15 protein-coding genes are annotated in these 12,737 nt (G+C 36.5%); 9 read left to right on the top strand and 6 right to left on the bottom strand.

Features of this window, described 5'->3' with window-relative positions; all coding sequences use genetic code 11:
• Window positions 1-53 precede the first annotated feature (53 nt).
• From M1V25_RS03185 to M1V25_RS03200, 4 genes are all read right to left on the bottom strand, one after another.
• Complete coding sequence (locus tag M1V25_RS03185) at window positions 54-773, bottom strand: copper resistance protein B (protein WP_498842409.1); 720 nt, start codon at window positions 771-773, stop codon at window positions 54-56.
• Entirely contained in the window at window positions 751-2,367 is a 1,617-nt protein-coding gene (locus M1V25_RS03190) for a multicopper oxidase domain-containing protein (protein ID WP_498842410.1), read from the bottom strand. The genes M1V25_RS03185 and M1V25_RS03190 overlap by 23 nt, the downstream gene beginning before the upstream one ends.
• Window positions 2,368-2,441: 74 nt before the next feature.
• Entirely contained in the window at window positions 2,442-3,902 is a 1,461-nt protein-coding gene (gene putP, locus M1V25_RS03195; RefSeq protein WP_498842411.1) for a sodium/proline symporter PutP, read from the bottom strand.
• A 123-nt stretch (window positions 3,903-4,025) separates the two neighbouring features.
• Window positions 4,026-4,163, bottom strand: coding sequence for a hypothetical protein (locus tag M1V25_RS03200; RefSeq protein ID WP_498842412.1), 138 nt, complete (start codon window positions 4,161-4,163; stop codon window positions 4,026-4,028).
• Window positions 4,164-4,298: 135 nt separating this feature from the next.
• Here M1V25_RS03200 and M1V25_RS03205 point away from each other — a divergent pair, with 135 nt between their 5' ends.
• Window positions 4,299-5,426, top strand: a complete 1,128-nt coding sequence (locus tag M1V25_RS03205; protein WP_498842413.1) for an ISAs1 family transposase — start codon at window positions 4,299-4,301, stop codon at window positions 5,424-5,426.
• Window positions 5,427-5,504: 78 nt separating this feature from the next.
• On the opposite strand, the gene M1V25_RS03210 is transcribed toward M1V25_RS03205, so the two are convergent.
• On the bottom strand, window positions 5,505-5,807 hold the full coding sequence (locus tag M1V25_RS03210) for a helix-turn-helix transcriptional regulator (protein ID WP_498842414.1): 303 nt from the start codon (window positions 5,805-5,807) through the stop codon (window positions 5,505-5,507).
• A gap of 193 nt (window positions 5,808-6,000) precedes the next feature.
• Between M1V25_RS03210 and M1V25_RS03215 the strand changes: the two genes are divergently transcribed.
• Genes M1V25_RS03215 through M1V25_RS03250 form a run of 8 tightly spaced genes read left to right on the top strand, consistent with a single transcriptional unit; the run spans window position 6,001 to window position 11,988 of the window.
• Window positions 6,001-6,288, top strand: a complete 288-nt coding sequence (locus M1V25_RS03215) for a 2Fe-2S iron-sulfur cluster binding domain-containing protein (protein ID WP_498842415.1) — start codon at window positions 6,001-6,003, stop codon at window positions 6,286-6,288.
• Between the two features lie 4 nt (window positions 6,289-6,292).
• Window positions 6,293-6,832 (top strand): heme oxygenase-like domain-containing protein, encoded by a 540-nt coding sequence (locus M1V25_RS03220; protein ID WP_498842416.1) that lies wholly within the window; start codon window positions 6,293-6,295, stop codon window positions 6,830-6,832.
• A 3-nt stretch (window positions 6,833-6,835) separates the two neighbouring features.
• Window positions 6,836-7,054, top strand: coding sequence for a hypothetical protein (locus tag M1V25_RS03225; RefSeq protein WP_498842417.1), 219 nt, complete (start codon window positions 6,836-6,838; stop codon window positions 7,052-7,054).
• A gap of 19 nt (window positions 7,055-7,073) precedes the next feature.
• Window positions 7,074-8,045, top strand: coding sequence for an ATP-grasp domain-containing protein (locus M1V25_RS03230; RefSeq protein ID WP_498842418.1), 972 nt, complete (start codon window positions 7,074-7,076; stop codon window positions 8,043-8,045).
• Between the two features lie 45 nt (window positions 8,046-8,090).
• Window positions 8,091-8,321 (top strand): hypothetical protein, encoded by a 231-nt coding sequence (locus M1V25_RS03235; protein ID WP_498842419.1) that lies wholly within the window; start codon window positions 8,091-8,093, stop codon window positions 8,319-8,321.
• Entirely contained in the window at window positions 8,322-9,491 is a 1,170-nt protein-coding gene (locus M1V25_RS03240; RefSeq protein ID WP_498842420.1) for an ATP-grasp domain-containing protein, read from the top strand.
• Window positions 9,488-10,771, top strand: coding sequence for an ATP-grasp domain-containing protein (locus M1V25_RS03245; RefSeq protein WP_498842421.1), 1,284 nt, complete (start codon window positions 9,488-9,490; stop codon window positions 10,769-10,771). The genes M1V25_RS03240 and M1V25_RS03245 overlap by 4 nt, the downstream gene beginning before the upstream one ends.
• Window positions 10,768-11,988, top strand: a complete 1,221-nt coding sequence (locus M1V25_RS03250; RefSeq protein WP_498842422.1) for an MFS transporter — start codon at window positions 10,768-10,770, stop codon at window positions 11,986-11,988. The genes M1V25_RS03245 and M1V25_RS03250 overlap by 4 nt, the downstream gene beginning before the upstream one ends.
• Here the strand turns inward: M1V25_RS03250 and M1V25_RS03255 are convergent.
• Window positions 11,947-12,705, bottom strand: a complete 759-nt coding sequence (locus M1V25_RS03255) for a 2OG-Fe(II) oxygenase (protein WP_498842423.1) — start codon at window positions 12,703-12,705, stop codon at window positions 11,947-11,949. The two genes, M1V25_RS03250 and M1V25_RS03255, sit on opposite strands and share 42 nt — an antisense overlap.
• Between the last annotated feature and the right edge of the window lie 32 nt (window positions 12,706-12,737).

The raw sequence follows: 12,737 nt of genomic DNA on the forward strand, positions 1-12,737 counted from the left end.
AGTAGCTCTCAAGCTAACAGAGTTTTAAAAGCTAAAACGTCTTACGCCATCAACTAAAATAACCAAGAAATACCAACCGCCACACTGTCATCCCGTATAACTTCTCCCGCACTGTTTCGTAAGCTCTTTAAAGCTCCATAATAATCCGTATGGCTAAAATCGATGTAAAGACTTAACCCTGGCTTTAAGCGATAATAGGGACGAATGGTCCACTTGAGGATATTTAGACCGCTGCCAATGTAATCTTCGGCGATGGTTTTGGTGGCCGCAATACTATGGATGCCGGTACGGATAAATAAATTATCAGTCAACTGATTATCCCGAGTAAGCTGTATATCGAGCTTCGTGCTGCCTTTATGGACATATGCACGGATGTCCGTATCAATAAAATAAGGCATTAAGCCTTCAATACCAATACCTGGTTGTACATACGGTGTTTTAGCAGGGCGATATACATAGTTCACACCGCCTTTAATGACCCAAAACTCGCTCACAAGATGCCAATAAAAGACATCAACATTGGCTTGTTCCATTTTATCCTTATTTACTTCCATATCTTCTGCATAAATTTCAAGTTTATGATAATCACCACCAATCCGAGTTTTTAATGTGGTTTCGTAACTCCCTTTCAAATCAGTGGCTACATCTAAGTGACTATCGTGATACCAAGTAGATTTGTGCGCCATATTGTTGCTAAGAAGTAATTGTGCTATTTCATTATTTCCTCTATGCGCTTTTTCTTGAGCATCCTCATAGCGCAAGATGCGACTCATCCCCCGCTTGCATGTGATAGAGGTTATGACAATGTAAAATCCACTGACCACTGGCATCAGCTTCAAAGTCAGCGGTAATAGTTGTGCCAGGCGGCACATCAATCGTATGAAGTAAAGGATCATAGGCGCCATAACCGTTGCGTAGAATAAACCAGTGTCCATGAATGTGCATGGGATGGTGCATCATGCTGTTATTGGTAAAAATAATCCGGTAACGCTTGCCTTTTTCTAAGAGAATGGGCTTAGCATGATACTCAGAAACACCGTTAATAAACCACATGTATCTCTCCATATAGCCTGAGAGTTCCATTTTGATAGGAATGACAGATTTATTAGGATCATTGGTCTTATGAGTTGCTTTGAGTGTCTGGTATTTATGCTCAAACACAACTGGTCTCTCATGCTGCGTCTTGGTATGAGAAGCAGGCATATCCATACCTTCATGGATCATCGGTACATTCAGATCAACAGGATGGGCTGTATGTGATGTCATTCCCGCCATATTATGACCTGCCATATTGTGATCACTCATTTTGAGTTTGGGTTCAGGAAAGGGTGAAATACCACTCACATCTAGAGATTGCTGTAAATCTGTAACCAGTGCGCCATAAACTTTACCAACTTTATCAGTGGATTCCACATAGATAATATAGGGTCTCTTTTGGGTGATGTTGACTAACACATCATAGGTTTCACCTGGAGCTAAGGTAAGACTATCTATATCATAGGGTTGCACGTTACTACCCTGCACATGCACCACATGCAGCTTGCTGCCAGGTATTTTAACCCGAAAAAGGCTATTGGCCCCAGCATTAATTAAACGTAAACGGATTGTATCACCCACGTTGACTAAAGCCTTCCAGGGGTTTTGCGTAGTATGACCGTTTAGTAAGAATGCATCATAGGCAACATCACTAAAATCATACGGACTCATGCGCATAGACTGCATCATCTTATAATTGTCAACCAGTTCTTGGCGTCCTTTAGCTGTGCCGTTGCGGTATCTCTTTATAAAATCCTGTAAAGATGGTTGCATAGGAAATCGTGGTGAGTAATAATCACCTTCTTTTTTCAGATTTGCATAAATTTGTTCAGGCGGGGTATTGCTCCAATCGGAAAGTACGATAGGGTAGTCTTTCGTGACCTTGATAGTTTCTTGCTTAGGGTGAATAATCAGTGCTCCATATAAACCTTGCTGTTCTTGTAGCCCCTCATGCGCATGATACCAATACGTGCCTGATTGCTTTAAGGTAAAACTATACTGAAAAACACCACTAGGTGGAATTGACTGTTGACTAATAAGAGGGACGCCATCCATTTGCCAGGGTAAAATCAAACCGTGCCAATGAATGGAAGTGGGTTTATTCAAGTGGTTATATACGTTAATGGTGACCGTATCGCCTTCGATGAAATGTAACGTCGGTCCTGGTATCTGACCGTTAATGGTCAAGGCTTGAACGTTCTTTCCGGTAAAATTCACAGTTTTGTAATCTACCGTCAAATCCACAATACGGTTCGCCGCCCATGCGGTAGGTAGTGTAACTATACTGAAGACGAAACTGCTTAAAAGAGTACTGACTAATCCTGTATTCATGGTGTTTGACCTCCCTCACGAATTTGGGACACTTTTGAATTTTCGACTCCATCATACCTTTAATCGCCAACAAGTTACAGCCTTTCCTTTGTTTGACTATATTGCTCAAGGATTAACTGATTTGGTATTTTGCTCATTAAACTTGCAACAACAATTGCAACACAAGCAAAAATAAAACCAGGTAAAAGTTCATATAACTCGAAAAAACCACCCAAGAATTTTAAGTAAGGCCATATAATCACAGTTAGCGCACCCACAACTATTCCTGCAAACGCACCAACTAAGTTCATCCTGCGCCAATAAAGCGATAAAATAATAATAGGACCAAATGACGCACCTAACCCTGCCCAGGCATAGCCAACTAAATTTAGGATTGAGTTTTTGGGATTAAGCGCAAACAGCATTGCAATAATAGCAATCATAAGCACAACTATACGACTAACAATAAGCATCTCATTGACCGTAGCATACGGACGAATAAATTTATGGTAAAAATCCTCTACCACCGCACTTGATGATGCCAATAATTGTGCTGAGGCTGTACTCATTGTAGCAGATAGCACGGCAGCCAATAAAGCACCCGCCACCCACGGATCAAACAACATTTGTGAAAGTAAAACAAATACCGTTTCAGGATTTTGAAGCATATTTGGGGCAAAATAAGCAATACCTAATAAACCTGTAAATACCGCACCCAAAAGTGCGATACACATCCACGTCATGCAAATAAACTGTGCCTGAGGAACAGACTTTGCGGTTTTTGTAGCCATGAATCGCACCAAAATATGTGGTTGACCAAAATACCCTAAACCCCAAGCAAAAAGAGAAATCACACCGACTAAAGTCGTATCTTTAAATACATTTAAATATACAGATGATTGCTGAGAGACAATTGTTAACGCATCACTCAAACTCCCAATATGCACCCATACCGCAATTGGCACTATGATAAGTGCAATGAACATTAACGACCCTTGGAAAAAATCGACCCATGAAATCGCTAAAAAACCACCTATACAGGTATATACTAAAATAATAAACGCAGTAATATATAAACCAGTTGAATAGTCGATCTGAAATGTAGAACCAAATAAAAGCCCACCTGCCACAAAACCTGAAGCTGTGTAAAAAGTGAAAAAAATCAAAATAACGATTGCACTTAGTAAGCGCAAAAGTCCTGTTTTATCGCCAAAGCGATTCTCAAAATAAGATGGAATCGTAATCGAATCATTGGCCATTTCGGTATAAACACGTAAACGCCTCGCAACAAATTGCCAATTTAAATAAGCACCTAATGCTAACCCAATCGGCAGCCAAATTTGGTTTAATCCATTTAACATCACCGTACCTGGTAATGCTAATAACAGCCAGGAACTCATATCCGAAGCACCTGCACCTAACGCAGCAATTGGACCACTTAATGATCGACCACCAAGCATATAGTCATGTAAATTTTTGGTGTAAAAGTATGAACACACCGCTAAACCAAAAATAATAACAATATATAATACAAAGACGATAACAAGTGCTGACATTTTCCTTACCTTTCGATTTCTCTACAGTAGATTTATACATTTAGATTCATGCAATACTTAAAATCTAAACACACATTAACCATTACTTAAGTTGAAGACAATAAGCTTAATTACGATCGATTCTTAAGGTAATTTACCAAGGATAAACCAACGATTACGACCAGCGGAATAAATACTATTGACCATGAGCTTAGGGTTCCCATAATTTCCCCCTATATCTTGTTGACAACCAAACCATGCTAGTTCTCCTAGCAACAGCATTGTGTCCTACTTAAGCCTAAAACACAAGATGAGAGTTAGAGCTCATCAGGGTCACCTCATTAAAAAAACCGGTGACATCTAGCAAATTATGTGGAATAAGCGTGTGCTATAAGGGATTTATCATTTTTATTTATAATGCCAACTAAAGAGCCAGAGTTTTTAGACTTTTTTAAAGAAGTACCAGATCATCGTATTGAACGCAAGAAGCTACATAGTGTTGAAGAAATATTGTTATTAAGCTTTTGCGCAGTTATCTCGGGCTGTTCAAACGGGGATGATATTAAGCTTTATGGTCAAACGAAACTGGATGAATTACGCTTCGACTTACCATATGAAAATGGTAGCCCAAGTGATGATACGCTAAGACGTTTTTTCCGCACTCTCGATAGTAATGCATTTGAAGAGGCTTTTATAAAATGGGTGCAATCATTTCAGCTAACCCTTGAAGCAAAAATTGTTGCTTTAGATGGTAAAACCTCTAGGAGACGTTTTGATGGTAATTCCAAGCCAATGCATATGGCGAGTGCCTTTGCCAGTCAATTTAGCGTTGTTCTAGGACAGTTAAAAACTCATGAAAAATCCAATGAAATAACTGCCATACCTGAGCTGATACAGCTGTTGGATTTGAAAGGCGCTATTGTGACGATAGACGCGATGGGGTGCCAGCATAAAATCGCAACTCAAATCATCGATCAAGGGGCTAGTTATATATTTTCACTAAAGGGTAATCAATCCACCTTGCACGATGACGTTAAAACTTTTTTTGGGACACCACCAAGATCATCAAAAATTGAAGAAACAGAGCAAATTGATAAGGCGCATGGTCGTTTTGAGCATCGTAAATGTAGAGTATGTAAAGAACTTGACTGGCTTAAGGAACAACATGAAAACTGGTCAAGCATTTCATCCATTATTGAAATTGAAAGCATATGTGAGATTAAAAATATCACTAATACTGAGAAACGCTATTATATTTCGAGCTTAGATACCGACGCTTTAACTATTCTTAAATCTATCCGCTACCACTGGGGTGTGGAGAATCAATTGCATTGGGTGCTAGACCTGACGTTTGAAGATGATATGAGTCGAATTCGCAAAGGCAATGCACCTGTAAACATGGCTGTTGTAAAAAAGATAGCAATGAATTTGTTAAGAGCTGTAAAACAAAAGCCTGAGCATAAGAGAAAAAGTCTTAAAGTCATGAGAAAAATGGCAGGTTGGAATCAAGTGTTTTTAGATGAAATTTTAAGAGCTAAATTTTAATGAGGTGACCCTGTATATTTAGAAATGAAAAATGAGTATGAGAAAAAAATACGTAAGTCGAGTTAGCAATAAAAGAATTTAGACAATTATTTTAAAGATTTGCTTCGCTTTAAGCATACCTAACTTGAGACCCAATTCAAATTGAGTTTTAACAGAAAATTTTTTCTTGATGTTTTCTATATGCCAATCAACTGTTCGTTTGGATAAACTTAATTTATGAGCCACTTGTTTGGACTGATTCCCTAAAACCAATAATTCAACGACCTTGAGTTCGGCAACGCTTAAGGCATGTATACACATTACTTTATCCACTGACCGCCAATCCTTGTGCAACTGATCACACAATAAAGTTTTCAATCCCCATACATCACGCTTATTCAAAGACAGTCCTCCTTTTGTCGTCCAATCAAAACGGTAAGTTATGTTATCCCAAATCTTACCACGTAACCAAGTGTAAAAAAATGTCAAAAATTCATAAAACATGTATTTTTGACAGTAGATTTAATGAATATGAACTGATACTTTAGGTAATTAAACCTACATAGCACCGTCTCTTAGTTTACAGGAGAATTATTTGAAAGAAATAATCATTAACGACAATAATATTGTTGCATTTGACAAAAAACTGTCTTTGAAAGAACTAGATGGAATATTAAAATTTGGTTGTAAAGCTGGGAAGTGTGGCATTTGTCGAATCAGAGTTTTACAAGGAAACGACAATATTTCACACAAAAATGATCTTGAGAAAATGGTTTTTATGCACCTAAAAATAGAAGATGACACCATAAGGCTTGCATGCCAATGTACGATTTATGGTAATGTAAAAATTGAACAAATCCGAAAAAACAATCATAGGAGATAATCACATGCATAATAGAGTCCGTACACTCTCAATTAAAAGAGAAAAACCTTTTCTGGATTTCATCCACAGCAATAAAGTAAAAAGTGAAATTGACCGTTTCATAGATCATAAAATTGCAGAATGGAAATCTAGTGTCCCATACGCCAGCCATCTTGAAGGTTCAGAGATTAACATGGCATACTATAAACGTACTTTAATAGAGCATAGCTGGAGAATACGATTAATGCGTAGTGCGCAATGCCATATCCTTTACAAGATCAGTAAAATAAATGCTGAAGTAGCTAAAATATATGCAAACTACCAAAGTGAAGAGATGTTACATGATACATTATTTATGCAAGATGCAGAAAAAGCAGGGATAACAAGAGATGAAATATATAACACAGAACCCATGCTTAGCACTAAACTATTAATTGGTTTTATGTATTATATAGCAGAACATGAAAATCCTTTAGGTGCTTTGTGTTATAGCTATTTAGTAGAATATACATCACAAGCAATTACTCCAAAGCAAATGACAGCCCTTACTGATGTTTTAGGTTAAGACATGATCGAAGGGCAGCTTGCACATGTCACTACAGATGCAGTTGAAGACCATACACAAGAAGTGTGGAATACAATTAGCCCCTTAATTAAAAGCGAAGCCGATATCTATGATATCAAAAGGTATATTTCTGATTTTCAAGAAACTCTAAAGTTATTTTTTATAGAAATCTATGAAAAAACTACAGCAAAAGCACAAGAACTTGAAAATAGTGTTTTATAAACAACAGGGATAAGTAATAATGGCAAAATTGGGCACTCTTATAGTATTATCACACCAAGGATTATCTATGATAACCGAAATTTGTGACGCTATCAAAAAATTAGGATTCGACTATATTATTCTATCCTCTCAACCAACTTCTCAAATAAATACTGTAGACCCTAATAAAATATTCATCGTTAACAAAGCTCATTTATGTTGGGAAGATCTCTATAATTTTTATATTCTACACTCCTCTTATATTAATTTTGTCGGTTGCATAAGTGTCTGGGATGGTTATAGAGAGCTCATGTCTCAACTTAATCAGTTGCTCAACGCTAACGATATATCCCCCGAAAAAGTTGAAATATTAAAAAATAAACTCACATTTAGAAAAACTTTGTTTTCTCACAGTCTAACTAATATTTCCTCAAACATTTTAACAAATGACTTATTTGAAGAATTAAAGTCACAATCAGGACAATATTTCATAAAACCAGTGAAAGGTTTAGCATCATTCGGAACAACTCCACTGAATAAAATAAATACATTTGAGGACCTTGAAATCCTTAAATCTAATGCATTAAAAGATTGTGCATACTCGGGCGTATTCCAAAGTGATATGCAGTTTATGTATGAGGACTTTATTTCCGGGAATGAGTATTGTTTTGAAGTCATTATTAATCACGGCATCACCAATATAATTTCAATTCATGAGAAAATTGAGATTGAACAACAAAACTTATCTACTGTCGAGCCAGCATGTATATGCCCCCCCAATAATATTTCCCAATATGATATTGAACAAGGGAAAATACTTATTGAACGGATTCTCAAGACTTTAGAAATAGATGCAGGATTATATCATGTCGAAGCCAAATATGATAAAGCTACAGGCTGGGAATTGATAGAAATAAATCCACGTATTGGTGGTGCTTATATATTTAAAAGTACTCTAATACATTCAGGAATAAACCTTCTTGAACTATGGATTCAATCTTTACAAAGGTAGAAAAGTATACCTGTTAAAATACAATCTAACAAAACGTTTTTTAGGGTGTACTTTGGTGAACCTGGAAAACAAATACGCAAAGTTAGGGAAACTCCTATAAAATTCATGCCACAAGAATATAAAATATTCAAAAAACCGTACGATCTTCTACCTCATTCGGATAGAGAAATATTTGTTGCTCAGGCTTTATGGGATATAACTCAATTAAATACAGAAGAGTTTGACTCTTTGATGCATCAAGATAGTAAAGACTTTTTAAAAATCGAGTATATGTAAATGAACATTGTTATTTTGCACCGCATTCATTTTGAAAAAATCCGCTATGATAACCATATAAATCATGCTGAACATAATATTACATACTTTTGCCTTAAGGACAAAAAAGGAGACATTCCTCAAAATATTAATGCTAAAATTATAGAAATTTCACATGATCAATATAAGAAAACTCACTTAATCGATCATTATTCAGATATATTTTCAGCCTGTAATATCCTTATTGCAAGATCGGAATATGATCTAATTGTCGCATCCGAATTACGCGAATATTTCACAATTAAAGGGAAATCTGTTGCCCAGTCCTTAGCAATTCGCGATAAATTCACTATGAGAGAGTTAATATTTCAATCCAAAAATATCAAGCAGCCAAAATATTGGAGCATCTTTGAATTTGTAAAGTCTGAAACTACAACTTCTCACTACGTATTAAAACCAAAGTTAGGGGCCTCTAGCGAAAATATCTATATTGGAAATTATGATGATATAACCACTAAAATTAAACAATTACAACTACCGGAAAGATTTTTTGTTGAAGAGTTTTGCAAAGGAGAAATTTACCATGTAGACGGCTTCATAGCGAAAGGAACTATACACTGTGCTATTGAAAGCAGATATGTAAATACATGCTTTGATTATACCAAAGGAAAAGTTTTAGGTTCATATCAAGTGGCATCTTCTCCTAAAACCCTTTCCTTGGTAACAGAATGCCTGAAAACGCTTGATTATATTGATGGCTCCTTTCACTACGAAGGCATCATCCGTCCTAATGGAGATAGATTTTTTCTAGAACTTGGTGGTAGAGTTGGAGGCGCTGGCGTTGCCGAGACTTTTGAAAGAAAAACTGGATTAAATTTATATAAACTTGATATCCTCTCGCAAATCTATGATGAATATAGACCACAGGAATCTAAAATATGTAACGACTTTTTTGGCTGGTTTGTATATCCAAATACTGGGGGACAATTATACCAAGTTAGTTTTGACACACAGAAATGGCAAACTATATTTTGTTGGCATGAAATTAATCATTCTCCTTTAAAAAATAAAATGATTAGTTACTCTAAAGAGCACTCTCCTTTCTCAGGGGTAATTAAAAGCAGTGAAGATAACTTACAAGATATACTTCATGCATTTATCAAAGAAGTAAAGGTTGAGGAAATAATATGAGTAAATACGTTATCATCGTTGGTTATAACAACACAAGGATTTACGACGTTGCAAAAATTCGTAAAATAGCACAAAGGAAGTATGATTCTGGAGTCATCCTAATTCATGAAAATCCTGCTGCTGGAGATCAAGAATTTGCTGATTTTATCTGGCGTTATCCCCTAGTAAATGATATTGAAAATAGTTTAATGGCAATATGCAGCACCATTGCCCAGGAAAAATTCGAAATATTAGGGGTATTACCTTTTTCAGATCGTGGTGTAGAACTAGCTCTTCGTTTAGAAAGCAAATTAAAAGCTTTGCCTATAAAATGCCAATATCCTAGAGCATCCTTAGATAAAGAAATTTTTCGCAAGCTAGACCAGCAAACTACTCAACATCCTCAAAACTATCAGCCAATTTTTTCCAAAAAAGTCTTCAATTACAACGACTATATGAATGTGATTAAGAGTTTTAAGTCTAATGTATTTGTCAAACCAAGTTCAGAAGGCAATAGCCGTGGATGCTATGCAGTTGAGTCCACGGCTGATGCACATAAAACATGGACTGAATTAGTATGCTACCATAATCAGGGTATTCTGATAGAAACGTTAATCGAAAATGTTCAAGAATACAGCTGGGATTATGTAGCAGGAACCTCATGGATTACCGATAAAAAAATTACCCATGATCAACCCGTAAAAGCAGAAATTCAACAAATCGTCCCCGCTAGGCTGAGCACAGATCAGGAAACTATTATCAACCAAACAGGTAAACACATGATGTCATTGATCAGCAATAATCATGGCGCTTATCACAATGAAATTTTCCTGAATCATATCAACAATCAATCTTTTGCCGTAGAAGTAAATATGCGACCTGCAGGTATGCACATATGGGATCTTGCTATGCTAGCTTTTTCTGATTTTAACCCATGGGAAAACTGGCTGGATTTTTGTATAAGTGGCAAGACCAAGAAACATCATCTCCAATTTCGTCGTTATGCTGGCATACGACAAATTGCTTCTCCTTTACGCGGGATATTAAATAACATCTCTGATTTAGCCGAATTTATTACTCCTGATAACTGCAAAATAGAATCGATTGTGATGCATAAAAAAATTGGAGACTATGTAGATAATATAATCTCTGATAATGCTTCCTTTATTGGTCATATTATTCTGACCTCAGAGAACTATGACATGCTAGAGAAAGGACTTATTGAATTAACTTGTCAAATACAAAGTAAACTAGTTATAGTCCCCACTCTCCCAAAAGAAGAAACCGAGATTTTACAATGACTAATACTAAATATCACCTATTAGCAATTTTCTCTATACTGCTTTCTAAGCTTGCTGATCAAATTCTCCTTTTCGCGATTCCGATTATTGTATTTAAATTAACAAATAGTTTTTCTTTATCGGGAATCGCCTTTTTTATGGAGTGGCTACCAAGAGTTATTTCTTTACCCATTTCTGGCAGAAAACTCGATAAATGTGACAGCCAGAATATGTTTGTCCACGCCAACTTTGTAAGAGGTGTCATTATTTTATGTGCTTTCTTGGCACTAAGCCTTACCTCAGTTTCCCTTTTTCTTGTGCTTTGCCTTATGATGGTTATTAATGGCTTTTACTATGCACGCTCATTCGTCACTGTACAGTATTACACCTCACATGTTTACAGCGGCAAAAAACTTGCCAAAGTCCAGACTTATCTTATGAATATTGAACAAATAAGCCAAATCATGGGACCTGCAATTGGTGTGGCTTTGTCAGTGTATTTCAATATTCTATCTGAGCTCATCATTATTGCCGTTATGTTTGTGCTGTCATCCCTATTTATCTTGCGCCTGCCAAAAAGCTATTTTATAGCTACAAACAAACAGAACGTTATCCAATCCAATATTGTAAAAGACTTACAAGTAGCACTAGGCGTCATCTGGTATAGTAACAAATTAAGGTGGATGGTTACCCTCACAATCTTTATTAATCTTATTTGGGGACTTATGCTATCAATGGGAGCCCCTTTAGTTACTGGAACATTCCAATTAACTGCCAGCTATTTTGGTCTTGTGCAAACGGTAACAGGAATCGTGAACATTGCTATATTTATGCTTATCCCAATAGTGCTCAAACGCTGTAGTGTTGCCATCTTAGGTTTTTCTGCCACCATCGGCATGATTACAGGCGGACTACTTATCGGGGCAGGACAAACCTACACTTTTTTCTTTATCGGTTATCTTTTTATCATGGTCTTTGATGGCGTTTTTAACGTCTACATTCGTACAGAAAGAGCTAAATTTATCCCTAAAGATGTTCTTGGAAAAACAATTGGGATGATCGTATTTTTAAATCAATTAAGCGTGCCATTAGCTGGGCTTCTTATGTCAATTTTAGCAACTCTACTCTCACCGTTTGCCATTATTATAGTGTTTTGTATTCTCACAATTCTCACGTTTATCCTATCTTTGCCACAGCTATTCCAACGACACGAGTTGGTTAATAATCCAAATACATGACAAAAGATATTGATCATTGGCTTGCAATTTCACTAATCCAAACGGGGAGCGGTAAATCGCCTCATAAAAACCGTTAGTTTGCATAAAAGCCTCCTTATGCAAGTTTATTTTCTTATTCACTTTTAATGGTTGTACCGTAGGCATCTTCACCAAGTTCTGATTTTTCATAGTTTCCGCATAGATATAGCAATAGCTCGCAATATAAGCGCGAAAGGGTTTACTACAATCAATATGTTCATTAGTCAACATTTTTTGCAAAAAAACATCATTTTCAGGAAACGCATTTTGATCACCTAGAGCCCTAAGCGCAATATATTCCGTGCTCCAGTTATAGTCCCCCTCTTGATACTTTAAAACTAATGGGGTTGGTTTAGCCTGATTGGCTTCGTATTGTGATTGTTCAAATGCGTAAAAATCTGCAGGAAACTTCATTTCATGCAAGGTTCTTTGATTGGTGCAGTCGACCAGATTTTCGTAAAAGTATCGCCTTAAACGACTGATGATCTCAGGAAAAGGGTAATTAAAATAGCGATACTGCCCCCTCCCGAAATTATACCTTTGCATATCTATGGTGGATCGATAGTGCTGATCCTTGGCGTATAACTCTCTTAACAAGAGACAGGTTTCTGGTTTTAGAACATTTTTAACCACACAAAAACCTTCTGATTGGAGACTTTGCTTATTGATCACCTCTTCGTTATTTGCACATAATTCCATGATAATCTATCCCCCTTATCGCATTTATTGTG

This window comes from Candidatus Nebulibacter yamunensis (genome assembly GCF_024208055.1).
In the GTDB taxonomy this organism is placed as follows: domain Bacteria; phylum Pseudomonadota; class Gammaproteobacteria; order Francisellales; family Francisellaceae; genus Caedibacter; species Caedibacter lacustris.